This is a genomic window from Streptomyces sp. NPDC020731, from assembly GCF_044334705.1.
In the GTDB taxonomy this organism is placed as follows: Bacteria; Actinomycetota; Actinomycetes; order Streptomycetales; family Streptomycetaceae; genus Streptomyces.
On record NZ_JBIRTN010000005.1, the window covers coordinates 183,436 to 199,339 of the forward strand.

Genomic DNA, 15,904 nt, shown 5'->3' on the forward strand with positions numbered 1-15,904 from the left:
GGCTGTGGTCCAGCCCGGACCAACCCCTCGTGGGGCGTGACAAGTGCACTACTGCAAGTGAGTGGCGATGGAAGAGATCACCATCAACTCCCCTGAACAGATGCGGGAGCTCGGCAGGCGTATCGCCAAGCTGCTGCGCGCCGGCGATCTGGTCCTGCTCTCGGGCGAGCTGGGCGCGGGCAAGACGACGCTGACCCGGGGGCTCGGCGAGGGGCTCGGCGTGCGGGGCGCGGTCACCTCGCCGACGTTCGTGATCGCCCGGGTGCACCCGTCCCTGGAGGACGGTCCGCCGCTGGTCCACGTGGACGCGTACCGGCTCTCCGGCGGTCTCGACGAGATGGAGGACCTCGATCTGGACGTCTCGCTGCCGGAGTCGGTGATCGTCGTGGAGTGGGGCGAGGGCAAGGTCGAGGAGCTGGCCGAGGACCGTCTCCAGATCGTCATCCACCGGGCGGTCGGCGACACCACCGACGAGGTGCGCCAGGTGACCGTGACCGGTCTGGGCGCGCGCTGGGCGGCGACCGGCCTGAGCGTGCTGTCGGCCTGAGCGGCCTGAGCGTGCTGTCGGCCTGAGCGTGCTGTCGGCCTGAGCGTGCTGGCGTTCTGTCGGACCGGCCGTTCTGTCGGACCGGCCGTCCTGTCGTCCGTGCGTGCCGGCGGTCCGGGCGTCCGGGCGGTCCGGCCGGGTTACGCGGCCTCGCGGTGGTCCTTCGCCGGTTCGCAGGGCCGGGGTTCCGGCGCGCGGGGCGGGGTGGAGACCGCGGCGGCCGCGGCGCAGGCCGCCAACAGGTCGCGCATCGGGATCGCGGAGACCGGCTGTGGCCGCGACTGCGCCGTGGTCCGGCGGGCGCTCTGGTGGGCCGGCATGGACGCCTCCTGAAGGACGGGGGCGGACGTGGTTAGGTAGACCTAACCACGGACTGGATACCATGTGACCACGCCCGGGACGCCGAACGCAACATCTTGCCGACGTCTTGTCGGAACGGACGGGCCCCGTTCACGTGATCCGGCCGGAACGCGCACACCGGGACTCACCGGACGACGACGACCTTCCGCCCGATCCCCGCGAACCTCCACATCGCCGCGCCGTCCGCGCGGGTCTCGCGGATGCCGCCCGTCAGCTCCTCCGGGTCGAGTTGCGGCGCCGAACCGTCGACCGCCGCGCTGAAGCCGATCGCCGTGCCCTCGACGGAGGCGAACCGCACCACGTGCTCGACCGGAACGCCGTCCGATCCGGTGACCGTGCCGGACCGGGAGGTGACCCGGTAGGTGCCCGGCTCCGGGTCCACCGTGCTGGGGCTGACCCCGAAGGTGCGCCGCACCTCGCCGCTCTCCTCGACCAGCCACACCCGGTCGTCGTCCAGCGCGTACACGACCCGCTCGCCCGTCCCCGACCGTGCGGGCAGGGCGGCGGGGTGGTTCCTGTCCCGGAGGGCCTTGTGGACGGCCGCCGCGGTGCCGGGCGCCGGAGGACGCAGCTCGGCCGGGACGGTCACCGCCGCACGGTGGCCGAGGTAGCCGATCGTCGCGAGGGCCGCCGCGGTCAGCCCTGCCACGATCGCCGAGCTGGTGCCTGCCACCGTCGTCACCTCTGTCCCGCTCTGCCCCGTTATCCGCGTACGTGGACGCGACCGTAGCAGTACGTGACCGGCCGGCCCGTGCGGCCGTGGCCGAGGCGCGGGAGCCGTAGGCTGTTTGCGTGCTCTTGCTCGCTCTGGATACCGCCACCCCCGCCGTCACCGTCGCGCTGCACGACGGCCGCGACGTCATCGCCTCGTCGAGCCAGGTGGACGCCCGCCGCCACGGCGAGCTGCTGCTCCCGGCGATCGACCGGGTGCTCGCCGAGGCAGGTCTGCGGCTGGACGCCGTCACCGGGATCGTCGTCGGCGTCGGCCCCGGCCCGTACACCGGGCTGCGCGTCGGCCTGATGACCGCGGACACCTTCGGGCTCGCGCTGGGCGTGCCCGTGCACGGTGTGTGCACGCTGGACGGCCTGGCCTGCGCGGCCGACCTGGAGGGCCCCTTCGTCGTGGCGACCGACGCCCGGCGCAAGGAGGTCTACTGGGCGCGCTACGCCGACTCCCGCACCCGTCTCACCGAGCCCGCCGTGGACCGGCCCGCCGACATCGCCGGGCAGGTCGCCGGACTGCCCGCGGTCGGTGCCGGAGCGCTGCTGTACCCGGACACCTTCCCCCAGGCGCACGAGCCCGAGCACGTGTCCGCCGCCGCCCTGGCCCGGCTGGCCGCGGAGCGGCTGGCGGCGGGCGAGGAAATGCCCGCGCCCCGGCCGCTGTATCTGCGCCGGCCCGATGCCCAGATCCCCAAGAACTACAAGGTGGTCACCCCCAAGTGACCGGATCCGAGACTGCCGTGCTGCGCGAGATGCGCTGGTGGGACATCGACTCCGTACTGGAGCTGGAGCGGGACCTGTTCCCCGAGGACGCCTGGTCGCGCGGGATGTTCTGGTCCGAGCTGGCCCATGCGCGCGGGCCCGGGGCGACCCGGTGCTACGTCGTCGCCCAGGAGGGTGACCGGATCGTCGGCTACGCGGGCCTCACCACCTCCGGTGCGGAGTCCGACGGCGACGGCGACCAGGGCGGCGACAGCGTCCCGGCGGCCGACGTGCAGACCATCGCCGTCACCCGGGAGCACTGGGGAACCGGCCTCGGCTCGCGGCTGCTGACCGAGCTGCTGCGGGCGGCGACCGCCTTCGAATGCGCCGAGGTGCTGCTGGAGTGCCGGGTGGACAACGTCCGGGCGCAGAAGCTCTACGAGCGCTTCGGCTTCGAGACCATCGGCGTCCGGCGCGGCTACTACCAGCCGGGGAACGTGGACGCCCTGGTGATGCGACTGACCGATCCGTCCACCTCTGTGAACCCGGCGAATCCCGTCGACGGGAACGGCGTACAAGGAACCGAGACCCATGGCTGACGAACCCCTGGTACTGGGGATCGAGACCTCCTGCGACGAGACCGGTGTCGGCGTCGTGCGCGGGACCACCCTGCTGGCGGACGCCGTCGCCTCCAGCGTCGACGAGCACGCGCGCTTCGGCGGCGTCGTCCCGGAGGTGGCGAGCCGCGCCCACCTGGAGGCGATGGTCCCCACCATCGGCCGCGCGCTGAGGGAGGCGGGCGTCAGCGCCCGCGACCTCGACGGCATCGCCGTCACCGCCGGGCCCGGACTCGCCGGCGCGCTGCTGGTCGGCGTCTCGGCGGCGAAGGCGTACGCCTACGCCCTCGGCAAGCCGCTCTACGGCGTCAACCACCTCGCCTCGCACATCTGCGTCGACCAGCTGGAGCACGGCGCGCTGCCCGAGCCGACGATGGCGCTGCTGGTGTCCGGCGGGCATTCCTCGCTCCTGCTCTCCACGGACATCACCTCCGACGTCCGTCCCCTCGGCGCGACCATCGACGACGCGGCGGGCGAGGCCTTCGACAAGATCGCCCGGGTGATGGACCTCGGCTTCCCCGGCGGCCCGGTCATCGACCGGTACGCGCGCGAGGGCGACCCGAAGGCGATCGCGTTCCCGCGCGGGCTGACCGGTCCGCGCGACCCGGCGTACGACTTCTCCTTCTCCGGGCTGAAGACGGCCGTGGCCCGCTGGATCGAGGCCAAGCGGGCCGCGGGCGAGGAGGTGCCGGTGCGCGACGTGTCGGCGTCCTTCCAGGAGGCGGTCGTGGACGTCCTCACCCGCAAGGCCGTAAGGGCCTGCAAGGACGAGGGTGTCGACCACCTGATGATCGGCGGCGGAGTGGCCGCCAACTCCCGGCTGAGGGCCCTGGCCCAGGAGCGCTGCGAGGCGGCCGGCATCCGGCTGCGCGTGCCGCGCCCCAAGCTGTGCACGGACAACGGCGCGATGGTGGCGGCGCTGGGCGCGGAGATGGTCGCCCGGAACCGCCCCGCCTCCGACTGGGACCTGTCGGCCGACTCCTCGCTCCCGGTGACGGAGCCGCACGTGCCGGGTGTCTCGCACACGCACGACCATGTGCACGAGACCGCCAAGGGGAACCTGTACTCGTGACGGTCGCGCTGATGTGGGAGGCCCGTGCGGTTCCCGGCCGGGGCGCGGACCTGCTGGCCTGGACGGAGGAACGGGTCCGGGAGCTGTCCGAACGCCCCCTGCGCCGTGAGACCTTCCGCGCCCCGCAGGACAGGGTCCTGGTCATCACCTGGTGGGACGCCCCGTACGACGCGGACCTTCCGGAACTTCCCGAACCGGACGTGGAGCTGACCACCCGTCCGGTGCACCGGTGGCGGTTCGAGTCGCTCGGGGGCGTCTGACCCGGCGCCTGGGTGCTCGGTGGCCCGGCCCCGTACCGGACTTCGTCGACGACGACGAGGGCGGGCCCTCCCGGCGCAGGGACGTGACGGGCGGGCGCGTGTCCGTTCACCGACGGCCCTTCCGCGTACCGATGCAGCCGAATGTTTCGGTTACAATTCCGAATGTTCTGGGACCCGTTGAGTCCCGGAGGTCTTCGTCAAGAGGGCCGACAGGGTTACGATCGCGGCCATGACTTCCTCGCAGCCCGCCGAAACCCGGACGCAAGGGCGCAGCTCCCGGACCGCGACCCTCGCCGAGATCGCCCGCGAGGCCGGCGTCTCCGCCCCGACTGTTTCGAAGGTCCTCAACGGTCGTGCCGATGTCGCTCCCGCCACCCGGAGCCGGGTCGAGGGACTGCTGCGCGCCCACGGCTACCGGCGCCGACGCGCCGAGGCGGCCCGGTCGCCGTTGATCGACCTGGTCTTCCACGAGTTGGAGAGCGCCTGGGCGATGGAGGTCATCCGGGGCGTGGAGAACGTGGCCCGGGACGCGGGACTGAGCGTCGTCCTCTCCGAGAGCGCGGGCCGGCTCACGCCCGGACGGACCTGGGCCGACCAGGTCGCCGCGCGCCGCCCGCACGGCGTCATCCTCGTGCTGTCCGGCCTCGACGAGTCCGGACGGGCCCTGCTGACCAGCCGCTCCATCCCGTTCGTGGTGATGGACCCGGCCGGCGACCCGGGCACCGACGTGCCCTCCATCGGCGCGACCAACTGGCAGGGCGGGCTCGCCGCGACCCGGCACCTGGTCGAACTGGGCCACACCCGCATCGGCGCGATCAGCGGACCCACGCAGATGATGTGCAGCCGCGCCCGCGTCGACGGCTACCGGGCCGCCCTGGAGACCGCCGGTCTGCCGGTCGACCCGGGGCTGATCATGACCGGGGACTTCCACCACGAGGCCGGCTACCGGCAGGGCCTCGCCCTGCTGCGCCGCGAGGACCGGCCCACCGCCGTCTTCGCCGGCAACGACCTCCAGGCCCTCGGGCTGTACGAGGCCGCGCGCGAGCTGGGACTGCGGATCCCGGAGGACCTGAGCGTGGTCGGGTTCGACGATCTGCCGGTGGCCCGCTGGGTGGGGCCGCCGCTGACGACCGTACGGCAGCCGCTGACGGAGATGGCGGAGGCGGCGGCCAGGCTGGTCCTCGATCTGGGCAGGAACGAGGACTCGGCGGCGGCGACCCGGGTGGAGCTGGCGACGAGCCTGGTGGTGCGGAGCAGTACGGCGGCGCCGGCGGGGGCGTGAGCCGGTCCGAAAGTTTCGGACCGTCGGACGTCATGCCGGAAGTCTGAGAATTCCGCAAGAAAACCGCCCGCGGGTCGCTGCTCGCCATAATTCGGACTTACGTTCCTGTTCGTGAGGGGACATGAGAAGAGCGGCGGGACCGGGGACGACGGGGACGAGTCCGGGGACAGGGGCGGGGGCGCGGGGGCGGGAACACGGGCGGGCCGGCGGGCGAAGGCGCTGAAGATCACGGGGCTGACGCTGGCGGGCCTGCTGGTCCTGGGCGCCGGAGCCGCCGGCTGGGCGTACTGGCAGCTCAACGGCAACATCGACAGCGTCGACATCAACAGTGCCCTGGGTGACGACCGTCCCGCCAAGGCCGTGGTCACCCCGTCCCCGGACGCGTCCGCCACGGCCTCGCCGCTGCCGACCGGGTCCCTGAACATCCTGGTGCTCGGCTCCGACTCGCGCAGCGGCGAGGAGAACCAGGCGCTCGGCGGCGGCGACAGCGGCGGCGCCCGCTCCGACACCGCCATGGTCGTCCACCTCGACGCGGGCCGGACGGCCGCGACGGTGGTCAGCATCCCCCGCGACACCCTCGTCGACCGGCCCTCCTGCCCGTTGGAGGACGGGGAGTCGACCCGTGAGGCCTCCGGCGTGATGTTCAACAGCGCGTACGAGGTGGGCGGGCCGGTGTGCGCCGTGAAGACCGTCGAGTCGCTCACGGACGTCCGCATGGACCACTACGTCGAGATCGACTTCGCCGGCTTCGCCCGCCTGGTCGACGCGCTCGGCGGGGTCACCGTCACCACCGAGGAGGACATCGACGACGACCGGAGCCACCTCACCCTGGACGCCGGCACCCACCACCTCGACGGAACGGACGCCCTCGCCCTGGCCCGCACCCGGTACGACGTCGGCGACGGCAGCGACCTCGGCCGCATAGGGCTCCAGCACCAGTTGGTGAAGGCACTGCTGGAGCAGATCGCGGACGAGGACCTGCTGGCCGGCCCCGCCCGGCTGTACCGGGTCGCCGACACCGTCACCGGCAGCCTCACCACCGACACCGGCCTGGACTCCCTGGGCGAGCTGACGCGCCTCGCCCAGAGCCTGCGGGATCTCCCGGCCGACGGCGTCACGACCCTCACCATGCCGGTCGTCCCGGCCCCCTGGGACCGCAACCGCGTGGTGGCGGACGAGCCGGAGGCGGGGGAGCTGTGGGCCTCTCTGAAGTGAGGCGGAAGTGAGGCGGAAGTGAGGCGAAAAAACTCCGGCGCCGGTGTCGAAACCGGTGTCTCCCGTTCGACGCATGGGTGAGAGGCCGGGAAGGACCCGGCCCCCACGACCCGAGGAGTCACCATGCCGCGCTATCTCTCCATGATCCGGATCGACGAGAACAACGCCCCCGAAGGCGGCCCCAGCCCCGAGCTGATGCAGCGGATGGGCGAACTGATCGAGGAGATGACGAAGGCCGGGGTCCTGCTGGACACCGCCGGGCTGACGCCGACCGCCCAGGGCACCCGGGTGCACTACGAGGGCGGCCGCCTGTCCGTGACCGACGGGCCGTTCACCGAGTCCAAGGAGGTCATCGGCGGCTACGCGATGCTGCAGGCCAAGGACAGGGCCGAGGCGATCGAGTGGACCAAGCGGTTCCTGAAGGTGCACGAGCCGCACTGGACGGTGACCTGCGAGGTGCGGGAGGTCATGGAGGGCTGACCGCTCCCGCGCGCCCGGAGATCCTTCCTTGGCTCCGCCGCCGTACGGGTGTCTGATGGTGGGTCGTGACACCACAGCCCACCACAGGCCCCCGCGACACGGACACGGACATGGACACGGACACGGCACGGACCGTCGAGACCGTGTTCCGCATGGAGTCCCCCCGGCTGATCGCCGGCGTGACCCGTGTCGTCCGGGACGTCGGCATCGCCGAGGAACTCGCCCAGGACGCCCTCGTCGCCGCGCTGGAGCAGTGGCCGCGGGACGGGGTGCCCGACAACCCGGGCGCCTGGCTCATGGCCACCGCCCGCCACCGCGCCGTCGACCTGATCCGCCGGCGCGAGACCTACGCCCGCAAGCTGGCCGAGATCGGCCGGGACCGGTCGGCCGTGACGGCCCCGCCGGAGGAGCCCGCCGACCCGGACGACATCGACGACGACCTGCTCCGTCTCGTCTTCACCACCTGCCACCCGGTGCTGTCCGCCGAGGCCAGGACCGCCCTCACCCTGCGGCTGCTCGGCGGCCTGAGCACGGCCGAGATCGCCCGCGCCTTCCTCGTACCGGAACCGACGGTGGCCCAGCGGATCGTCCGCGCGAAACGCACCCTGGCGACGAGGAACGTCGCCTTCGAGGTGCCCTACGGCCCCGACCGCGAGGCCCGCCTCGGCTCGGTCCTGGACGTCATCTACCTGATCTTCAACGAGGGGTACGCCGCCACGGCCGGTGACGACTGGCTGCGCCCGGCACTGTGCGAGGACGCGCTGCGGCTGGCCCGCGTGCTGTCCGAACTGATGCCGAAGGAGCCCGAAGTGCACGGGCTCACCGCGCTGCTGGAGTTCCAGTCCTCGCGCGCCGCCGCCCGCACCGGCCCGGACGGCGCACCGGTCCTCCTCCAGGACCAGAACCGTGCCCGCTGGAACCGCATGCTCATCGCCCGCGGTGTCACCGCCCTCACCCGAGCCGACGCCGTCGCCGCCGGCGCCCCGGGCCCGTACGTCCTCCAGGCGGCCATCGCCGCCTGCCACGCGCACGCGTACCGCTACGAGCAGACCGACTGGCCCCGCATCGCCACCCTGTACGCCCTTCTCGCCGCCCGGGCCCCCTCCCCGGTCGTCGAACTCAACCGCGCGGTGGCCGTCTCCATGGCCGCGGGCCCCGCCGCCGCGCTGCCCCTGGTCGACGCCCTGACCGGCGTACCGGCGCTCCGGGACTACCACCTGCTGCCCAGCGTCCGCGGCGACCTGCTGGCCCGCCTGGGCCGTACGGAGGAGGCCCGGGCGGAGTTCACACGCGCGGCGTCGCTGACCCGCAACGAACGCGAGAGGGAACTGCTGCTGCGCCGCGCGGCGCAGACCGGCGCGTGATCACCGCACCGGGTGCCCCAGCAGCATCGTCGGAGCACCGTCGACGCGGGTCAGGAAGACCGTGACGGATTCGGGACCGTACGGCTTGGGCAGGACCTTGCGGCGGAGTTCCTCCGGCTCGACGGCCGAGCCGCGCTTCTTGACGGTCAGGATGCCGACCCGGCGCTCGCGCAGCAGCGCCTTCAGCTTCTTGACGTTGAACGGGAGCCGGTCGGTGATCTCGTAGGCGGTGGCGTACGGCGTGTCGTGCGGTTCGCCGGAGGTGACGTAGGCGATGGTCGGGTCGATCAGTCCACCGTCCAGGTCCTCGGCCACCTCGGCGACCAGGTGGGCGCGGATGACGGCGCCGTCCGGTTCGTACAGGTACCTCCCGACCGGGCGGACCTCGGGGTCCGGGAGCATGGTGTCGGGAGTCACGTGGATGCCGGCTCCGGCGGGCAGCAGCGTCGCCCGCCGGGCGCCCGGCGTCACGTCCGGGCCGAACCACAGCATGGCCTCCTTCACGTCCCCGCCGTCCGAGACCCACTCGGCCGTCGCGTCCGCGGGGATCGCCTCGTGCGGGATGCCGGGCGCGATCTTCAGCAGGCCGAGCGGCGCCTCGAGCGCGGCGGACACGGCCCAGGACAGGGGAGGGGAGTAGGCCTCCGGATCGAAGATCCGGCCACGTCTGGAGGAACGCCGGGCGGGGTCGACGAACACGGCGTCGTACCCGGCCGTGTCCACCTCCGTCACGTCGGCCTCGCGCACCTCGACCAGGTCGGCGAGGCCGAGCGCGGCGGCGTTGGCGCGGGCCGCCTCGCAGGTCAGCGGATCCCGGTCGACGGCCAGCACCCGGATCCCGGCGCGGGCGAACGCGATCGCGTCGCCGCCGATCCCGCAGCACAGGTCGGCGACGGACCGTACCCCGAGCGCCCGGAGGCACTCGGCCCGGTACGTCGCCACGCTCGCCCGTGTCGACTGCTCCACCCCGTTCGGCGTGAAGAACATCCGCCGGGCGTCCTCCGCCCCGAACTTGGCCACCGCCCGCTGCCGCAGCCGCGCCTGGCCCAGCGCCGCCGACACCAGGCCGGCGGGGTGTTCGCGGCGCAGCCGGGTCGCGACGGCGAGTTCGTGCGCCGGGTCGGTGTCGCGGACCTCGTCGAGGAGGGCGCGGCCTTCGGGGGTGAGGAGGGGGGCGAGGTCGTTCACCGGGTCATTGTGGGCCAGTCGGTGGACCGTGTGCCTCCGGCCGCGGTGTCGGGCCGGGGCGCCGGTGGCGGGCTGCGAGGATCCGGCTCCATGCGAGCAGTAGGACAAAACGATAAAAAGTGGCCCATGGGTGGTGTGCGGATCGGCCTCGCGGTACTCGCTCTCGCCTCCATCGCCGCAGGCTGCGGACCGGGCGGCGGCGCTCCGGTCGAACCGGCGGGCGGTCAGCAGCCCCTGAAGGCGCCCCCGGCCCGCGCACTCGACGCCTACGCCACCAAGCTGCGCGCGGCGCACGCCGCGAGGGTCGCCGCCGCGAAACGCTGGGGACTGAAGCGGGTGCCCCTGACCGCCCCGCCGCCCCCGGCGAGGAAGCCCGGGATCACCACCCGCGACGGCTTCGAGGTCGACGGCCACCGGCGGCTGGAACTCCCCCCGGTCTTCACCACCGTCCCCACCGACGAGAAGATCCTCTTCCTCACCATCGACGACGGCGCCGAGAAGGACCCGGCGTTCCTGCGGATGATGAGCGAGCTGAAGATCCCGTACAGCGCCTTCCTCAGCGACTACCTCGTCAAGGAGGACTACGGCTACTTCAAGGAGATGCGGAACCGGGGCGCCGCCCTGCACAACCACACACTCCACCACCCCTACCTGCCGGCCCTGTCCTACGCGCGCCAGAAGCGCGAGATCTGCGGCATGCAGAAGGTCATCGAGAAGCGCTACGGCAAGCGCCCCGTCCTCTTCCGCCCGCCCTACGGCAACTACGACAAGGCCACCCTGCGCGCCGCGAAGGCCTGCGGGATCACCCACGTCCCCCTCTGGAACGAGGAGGTCTTCGTCGACCGCTGGGAGTACCGCGAGTGGGACCGCGACCTGCACCCCGGCGACATCGTGCTCAGCCACTTCCGGGGCCGTGAGGACTGGAAGGGCACGATGCCGGACATGATCCGCCGCTTCCTGGACGAGGTCACGGCGGAGGGGTACGCGGTGGCCCGCCTGGAGGACTACCTGTGAGGGCCGGGAAACCGGCAACCGGCCTGCGGGCACGGCGCGGGTTTCGGGTGCGGCTCGGTCCTGGGCCGTGGATCGTCTTCGTGGCGAGGGCCGCGGTTCCGGTGGGGACCGGCCCGGTCGCCTTCCTGCGGGCGTGGCGAGGGTTTCGGGCGAGGTTCGGTCCTGGGCCGTGGATCGCCTTGGTGGCGAGGACCGGCCCGGTCACCTTCCGGAGGCGGGCCGGCCTCCTGGCGGGCGCGGGTGTCGCCCTGCTGGCCGTGGTCGCCGGCTGCGGCCCGTCGGGCGGGACGGGGGACGGGGCGGGCCGGCCGCCCGGAGGCGGCCCGGTGGCGGACGGCGCGCTCCCGCCCGTCGTCGACCACGTCCCGACCCGTGACGGGGTCGTCTTCCTCACCTTCGACGACGGCGCCGAACGCGACCCCCGCTTCATCGACCTGGTGCGCGAGCGCCGGCTCCCCGTCAGCCTGTTCCTCACGGACAGCGTGACGGGCCCCGGTTACGCCCACTTCGCCCGCCTGCGCTCGGTCGGCGCGAGCCTGCAGAACCACACCCTCGACCATCCCGCCCTGCGCGGTCTGCCCTACGCCGGACAGCGCGCCGAGATCTGCGGCCAGCAGCGCAAGCTCAAGTCCCGCTTCGGCGTCCGCCCCCGCCTCTTCCGCCCGCCCTACGGCACGTACGACACCACCACCCTGCGCGCCGCCGCCGCCTGCGGCATCGAGGCGGTCGTCCTGTGGAGGGCGACGCTGGAAACGGACGGCCACCTCACCTACACCCACGGCCCCCACCACCTGACCCCCGGCGACATCGTCTCCGTACCGTCGGGCGAGGCTCCGACGCTGTCGTTGGCGGAACGGACGACACGAGTGCTGGACGAGCTGGAGGAACAAGGGCTGAAGGTGGGCCGCCTGGAGGACTACGCCGGCCAAATCAGCCCGTCTGGGGGCACCCCCTCCGGGGGAGTGTGAGGACGAGGCCCGTCCAGGGCCGAAGGGGGTCTGGGGGCGCAGCCCCCGGTGGACGGTCACTGCGACACCGCCGACTGCGCAATCCGGTATGAACAACGCACCCACCCCCGCGACGCGCCGCAGGCAATTGGCACTCCGCTTGACCGAGTGCTAACCACAGTCATAGTCTCAGGTCTGGCACTCCCCACTGGAGAGTGCCAACATGCGCGACGGGCAGGTCCGGCACCCGCGACGACGGATCCACCTGGTCGCCACCTCAGACAGTTAACCCCGTGAGATCTCCGAAGGGGGAGGTCGGATCGTGACGACCACCAGCTCCAAGGTTGCCATCAAGCCGCTCGAGGACCGCATCGTGGTCCAGCCGCTCGACGCCGAACAGACCACCGCCTCTGGCCTGGTCATCCCGGACACCGCCAAGGAGAAGCCCCAGGAGGGCGTCGTCCTGGCCGTGGGCCCGGGCCGCTTCGAGAACGGCGAGCGCCTGCCGCTCGACGTCAAGACCGGCGACATCGTGCTGTACAGCAAGTACGGCGGCACCGAGGTGAAGTACAACGGCGAGGAGTACCTCGTCCTCTCGGCTCGCGACGTCCTCGCGATCATCGAGAAGTAGTTCACCCGCTTCCATCGAAGCACCTGCTTTTGAGCTGCGCCCCGGGCCCCCGCGACCTTATGAAGCCGGGCGTCAGGGGCGCAGTTCGTTCGCTTCACCCACGTTTTCCGAGAGGGCTGAACCGCTCCCATGGCGAAGATCCTGAAGTTCGACGAGGACGCCCGTCGCGCCCTTGAGCGCGGCGTCAACAAGCTTGCCGACACGGTGAAGGTGACGATCGGCCCCAGGGGCCGCAACGTCGTCATCGACAAGAAGTTCGGCGCCCCCACCATCACCAACGACGGTGTCACGATCGCCCGCGAGGTCGAGATCGAGGACCCGTTCGAGAACCTCGGCGCGCAGCTGGTGAAGGAGGTGGCGACCAAGACCAACGACATCGCGGGTGACGGCACCACCACCGCCACCGTGCTGGCCCAGGCGCTGGTCCGCGAGGGCCTGAAGAACGTCGCCGCGGGTGCTTCCCCGGCCGCCCTGAAGAAGGGCATCGACGCCGCCGTCGCCGCGGTCTCCGAGGACCTGCTCGCCTCGGCCCGCCCGATCGACGAGAAGTCCGACATCGCCGCCGTCGCCGCGCTGTCCGCGCAGGACCAGCAGGTCGGCGAGCTCATCGCCGAGGCGATGGACAAGGTCGGCAAGGACGGTGTCATCACCGTCGAGGAGTCCAACACCTTCGGTCTGGAGCTGGACTTCACCGAGGGCATGGCCTTCGACAAGGGTTACCTGTCGCCGTACTTCGTGACGGACCAGGAGCGCATGGAGGCCGTCCTCGACGACCCCTACATCCTGATCACCCAGGGCAAGATCGGCTCCATCGCGGAGCTGCTGCCGCTCCTGGAGAAGGTCATCCAGGCCAACGCCTCCAAGCCGCTGCTGATCATCGCCGAGGACGTCGAGGGCGAGGCCCTGTCGACCCTGGTCGTCAACAAGATCCGCGGCACCTTCAACGCGGTCGCCGTCAAGGCGCCCGGCTTCGGTGACCGCCGCAAGGCGATGCTGCAGGACATGGCCGTCCTCACCGGCGCCACGGTCATCGCCGAGGAGGTCGGCCTCAAGCTCGACCAGGTCGGCCTGGACGTGCTCGGCTCCGCCCGCCGCGTCACCGTCACCAAGGACGACACCACGGTCGTCGACGGTGGCGGCAACAAGGAGGACGTGACCGGTCGCATCGGCCAGATCAAGGCCGAGATCGAGTCCACCGACTCCGACTGGGACCGCGAGAAGCTCCAGGAGCGCCTCGCGAAGCTGGCCGGCGGCGTGTGCGTCATCAAGGTCGGCGCCGCCACCGAGGTGGAGCTGAAGGAGAAGAAGCACCGTCTGGAGGACGCCATCTCCGCGACCCGCGCCGCGGTCGAGGAGGGCATCGTCTCCGGTGGTGGCTCCGCGCTGGTCCACGCCGTCAAGGTCCTCGAGGGCAACCTCGGCAAGACCGGCGACGAGGCCACCGGTGTCTCCGTGGTCCGCAAGGCCGCCGTCGAGCCGCTGCGCTGGATCGCCGAGAACGCCGGCCTCGAGGGCTACGTCATCGTCTCCAAGGTCGCCGAGCTCGAGAAGGGCAACGGCTACAACGCCGCCACCGGCGAGTACGGCGACCTGGTCAAGGCCGGCGTCATCGACCCGGTCAAGGTGACCCGCTCCGCCCTGGAGAACGCCGCCTCCATCGCCTCCCTCCTGCTGACGACCGAGACCCTGGTCGTCGAGAAGAAGGAAGAGGAAGAGCCGGCCGCCGGTGGTCACGGCCACGGCCACGCCCACTGACGGCGTAAGGTCGCCAGAGCCCGAGCGAAGGCCCGGCAACCCCGGAAACGGGGCTGCCGGGCCTTCGCCGTGCCCGCGGTGAGATGTCAGCCGATCTCGGAACCGGCGGTACGGCCGGTGGCGACCTGTCCATTGGCGCGAGCCGGAGGACGCCGGAGCAGGAGGGGGACGTGATGAGCCAGGTGCTCTACGGGGAACGGTCCCGGAACCCGTTGGCGCGGACCGTGGAACTCACCGAGGACGGGCTGCGCAGAGGCGGCCGGACGACACCGCCGGCCGAGCTGAACCTCGGCGCCATGGCCGAGGCGTACCTGCGGGGGTACTGGCTGGGCGGCGGCGGTACGGAACGTCCCCTGGCCTCGCTGGCGCAGGGCCCCGGCGCCGTGCCGGTCACCCGCGTGACCGGCACGACCACGCCTCTGAAGGTGCGCCTGGCCGCCGACTTCGCCCGTGCCCTGGGCGAATGGGCGGTTCGCGGGTGCGGCGGGGCGGACCAGGTGGCCGCGCTCGCCGCGCGGGCGCACGCGGAGGGCGTACCGCTGTGGATCGCACGGCGGTACGCGCCGGGTCCCGCCGGGCCGGTCGCCGTCGCCGTGGACCGGCGCCTGGTACGCGTGGACGTGTGGGGCCCGCACGCCCCCGCCGTACGGCTCAGGGCACCGTACGGCTTCCGCGGCGACTCCACCGTCCCGGGCAGCGGCCTGGTCATGACCGTCGGTGACACAACGGCCCGGCTCGTCCTTCAGAAGAAGTTCCGCAAGTCCAGGAGCAGTGTGGAGATACGCCTGCCCGACCGGCACTGGACGCTGCGGCGCGAGAACGCGGAGAGCTCGTGGCTGCTGCGCGACGACCGCCGGGTCGCGCTGCTGACCCGTCCGCCCCGCCGGCCGGGTCCCGTACCCGGCACGGTGCTGCTGCCGCTGGCGGCCGTGCACCACGAGAGCCCCGACCCCCTGGACGCCGTCATGGCCCACGCGGTCGCCGTGTCCTTCGGCCTCGGGGACACGACGGGCCTGGCCAGGTTCCGCCCCCGCCCCCGCTCCCGCTCCCGAGGAGAGGCGGACACCGGCACCTGGGACCTCCCCTGGTTCAGCAACCTCGGCACCGGCCGCGACGACAACGAACCCGGCGGCGGCGACGGCTGGGGCAGCGACGGAGGAGACGGCGGCGACGGCGGAGGCGGCAGTGACGGCAGTGACGGCGGCGGCGACGGGGGAGGCGGAGGCGGAGGCGGAGGCGACTAGCGCGTCGCGACCAGGACGACGCTGTTGAGCACACTCGTGATCACGAAGAACGGCGCGTTGAGGACGCCGTAGTACAGCGGGCGCGGGAAGTTCGGGTTGATGGCGATTTGGAAGGTCATCGCGCCCAGATAACCGAAGCCGACGAGGAGCCCGAACACCACGGCGTCACCCATGCCGGTGATGTCGAGCGCCTCGACCAGCACGGCGCTGGTCAGGACGGTGAAGAGGAGACACACCGGCGGCCCCGCCATGGTGACAGCCGTCTGTACGGGCGCCGGCGCGCCCTCGCGGCCCAGGGCCGCGGCGTACGGCTTGGCGATCACGACCGCGAACCACACGCCGGCGAGCAGGACCGAGGCGACGGCCGCGATCGCGACGGCCGACCAGTTGATGTCGGCGAGAACGGAGAACACGTGCGGGCTCCTTGCGGACGGGCGGTCCTTGCGACCGCCGGGGGCACGAGTCTCGGCGACGTACAGGTCAGGGTGTGTCCGCTTCCTCAC

Annotated in this window: 18 protein-coding genes; 14 read left to right on the forward strand and 4 right to left on the reverse strand. The window is 72.3% G+C overall.

Annotated features, from left to right (window positions below; translation table 11 throughout):
* Nucleotides 1-67: 67 nt before the first annotated feature.
* Nucleotides 68-547, forward strand: a complete 480-nt coding sequence (gene tsaE, locus ACH4VX_RS09790; RefSeq protein WP_398366817.1) for a tRNA (adenosine(37)-N6)-threonylcarbamoyltransferase complex ATPase subunit type 1 TsaE — start codon at nt 68-70, stop codon at nt 545-547.
* Between the two features lie 140 nt (nt 548-687).
* On the opposite strand, the gene ACH4VX_RS09795 is transcribed toward tsaE, so the two are convergent.
* On the reverse strand, nt 688-867 hold the full coding sequence (locus ACH4VX_RS09795; protein WP_398366818.1) for a hypothetical protein: 180 nt from the start codon (nt 865-867) through the stop codon (nt 688-690).
* Nucleotides 868-1,031: 164 nt separating this feature from the next.
* Nucleotides 1,032-1,580 (reverse strand): hypothetical protein, encoded by a 549-nt coding sequence (locus ACH4VX_RS09800; protein WP_398366819.1) that lies wholly within the window; start codon nt 1,578-1,580, stop codon nt 1,032-1,034.
* Between the two features lie 119 nt (nt 1,581-1,699).
* Here ACH4VX_RS09800 and tsaB point away from each other — a divergent pair, with 119 nt between their 5' ends.
* From tsaB to ACH4VX_RS09840, 8 genes are all read left to right on the forward strand, one after another.
* Nucleotides 1,700-2,353 carry a tRNA (adenosine(37)-N6)-threonylcarbamoyltransferase complex dimerization subunit type 1 TsaB gene (gene tsaB, locus ACH4VX_RS09805; RefSeq protein WP_398366820.1) on the forward strand — a complete coding sequence of 218 codons (654 nt, stop codon included), beginning with the start codon at nt 1,700-1,702 and terminating at the stop codon, nt 2,351-2,353.
* On the forward strand, nt 2,350-2,931 hold the full coding sequence (gene rimI / locus ACH4VX_RS09810; protein WP_398366821.1) for a ribosomal protein S18-alanine N-acetyltransferase: 582 nt from the start codon (nt 2,350-2,352) through the stop codon (nt 2,929-2,931). Before tsaB ends, rimI begins: the two co-directional genes overlap by 4 nt.
* Nucleotides 2,924-4,021 carry a tRNA (adenosine(37)-N6)-threonylcarbamoyltransferase complex transferase subunit TsaD gene (gene tsaD, locus ACH4VX_RS09815; protein WP_398366822.1) on the forward strand — a complete coding sequence of 366 codons (1,098 nt, stop codon included), beginning with the start codon at nt 2,924-2,926 and terminating at the stop codon, nt 4,019-4,021. The genes rimI and tsaD overlap by 8 nt, the downstream gene beginning before the upstream one ends.
* A complete protein-coding gene (locus ACH4VX_RS09820; RefSeq protein WP_398366823.1) occupies nt 4,018-4,281 on the forward strand; it encodes a hypothetical protein in 264 nt (87 codons plus the stop codon). Before tsaD ends, ACH4VX_RS09820 begins: the two co-directional genes overlap by 4 nt.
* 229 nt (nt 4,282-4,510) lie before the next feature.
* A complete protein-coding gene (locus ACH4VX_RS09825; RefSeq protein WP_398366824.1) occupies nt 4,511-5,563 on the forward strand; it encodes a LacI family DNA-binding transcriptional regulator in 1,053 nt (350 codons plus the stop codon).
* A 111-nt stretch (nt 5,564-5,674) separates the two neighbouring features.
* Complete coding sequence (locus ACH4VX_RS09830) at nt 5,675-6,778, forward strand: LCP family protein (RefSeq protein WP_398366825.1); 1,104 nt, start codon at nt 5,675-5,677, stop codon at nt 6,776-6,778.
* Between the two features lie 123 nt (nt 6,779-6,901).
* A complete protein-coding gene (locus ACH4VX_RS09835; protein ID WP_398366826.1) occupies nt 6,902-7,258 on the forward strand; it encodes a YciI family protein in 357 nt (118 codons plus the stop codon).
* 65 nt (nt 7,259-7,323) lie between these two features.
* Nucleotides 7,324-8,622, forward strand: coding sequence for an RNA polymerase sigma factor (locus ACH4VX_RS09840; protein WP_398366827.1), 1,299 nt, complete (start codon nt 7,324-7,326; stop codon nt 8,620-8,622).
* Here the strand turns inward: ACH4VX_RS09840 and ACH4VX_RS09845 are convergent, their stop codons facing one another.
* Nucleotides 8,623-9,810, reverse strand: a complete 1,188-nt coding sequence (locus ACH4VX_RS09845; protein ID WP_398366828.1) for a methyltransferase domain-containing protein — start codon at nt 9,808-9,810, stop codon at nt 8,623-8,625.
* Between the two features lie 135 nt (nt 9,811-9,945).
* Between ACH4VX_RS09845 and ACH4VX_RS09850 the strand changes: the two genes are divergently transcribed.
* The 5 genes from ACH4VX_RS09850 (at nt 9,946) to ACH4VX_RS09870 (ending at nt 15,401) form a co-directional block, all read left to right on the forward strand.
* On the forward strand, nt 9,946-10,824 hold the full coding sequence (locus tag ACH4VX_RS09850) for a polysaccharide deacetylase family protein (RefSeq protein WP_398366992.1): 879 nt from the start codon (nt 9,946-9,948) through the stop codon (nt 10,822-10,824).
* A gap of 182 nt (nt 10,825-11,006) precedes the next feature.
* Nucleotides 11,007-11,792 (forward strand): polysaccharide deacetylase family protein, encoded by a 786-nt coding sequence (locus ACH4VX_RS09855; RefSeq protein ID WP_398366829.1) that lies wholly within the window; start codon nt 11,007-11,009, stop codon nt 11,790-11,792.
* 301 nt (nt 11,793-12,093) lie between these two features.
* Nucleotides 12,094-12,402 (forward strand): co-chaperone GroES, encoded by a 309-nt coding sequence (gene groES / locus ACH4VX_RS09860; protein ID WP_003998759.1) that lies wholly within the window; start codon nt 12,094-12,096, stop codon nt 12,400-12,402.
* Between the two features lie 129 nt (nt 12,403-12,531).
* Nucleotides 12,532-14,157 (forward strand): chaperonin GroEL, encoded by a 1,626-nt coding sequence (groL, locus tag ACH4VX_RS09865; RefSeq protein WP_398366830.1) that lies wholly within the window; start codon nt 12,532-12,534, stop codon nt 14,155-14,157.
* Between the two features lie 173 nt (nt 14,158-14,330).
* Complete coding sequence (locus ACH4VX_RS09870) at nt 14,331-15,401, forward strand: hypothetical protein (protein ID WP_398366831.1); 1,071 nt, start codon at nt 14,331-14,333, stop codon at nt 15,399-15,401.
* Here ACH4VX_RS09870 and ACH4VX_RS09875 read toward each other — a convergent pair.
* Nucleotides 15,398-15,814: a DUF1761 domain-containing protein gene (locus ACH4VX_RS09875; RefSeq protein ID WP_398366832.1), complete on the reverse strand. Its 417-nt coding sequence runs from the start codon at nt 15,812-15,814 to the stop codon at nt 15,398-15,400. The genes ACH4VX_RS09870 and ACH4VX_RS09875 overlap by 4 nt on opposite strands.
* Between the last annotated feature and the right edge of the window lie 90 nt (nt 15,815-15,904).

Coding starts and splice junctions, on each gene's coding strand:
- ACH4VX_RS09870 (WP_398366831.1), top strand. CDS start 14,331: ATGAGCCAGGTGCTCTACGGGGAACGGTCCCGGAACCCGTTGGCGCGG.
- ACH4VX_RS09835 (WP_398366826.1), top strand. CDS start 6,902: ATGCCGCGCTATCTCTCCATGATCCGGATCGACGAGAACAACGCCCCC.
- ACH4VX_RS09795 (WP_398366818.1), bottom strand. CDS start 867: ATGCCGGCCCACCAGAGCGCCCGCCGGACCACGGCGCAGTCGCGGCCA.
- tsaD (WP_398366822.1), top strand. CDS start 2,924: ATGGCTGACGAACCCCTGGTACTGGGGATCGAGACCTCCTGCGACGAG.
- groL (WP_398366830.1), top strand. CDS start 12,532: ATGGCGAAGATCCTGAAGTTCGACGAGGACGCCCGTCGCGCCCTTGAG.
- tsaE (WP_398366817.1), top strand. CDS start 68: ATGGAAGAGATCACCATCAACTCCCCTGAACAGATGCGGGAGCTCGGC.
- ACH4VX_RS09825 (WP_398366824.1), top strand. CDS start 4,511: ATGACTTCCTCGCAGCCCGCCGAAACCCGGACGCAAGGGCGCAGCTCC.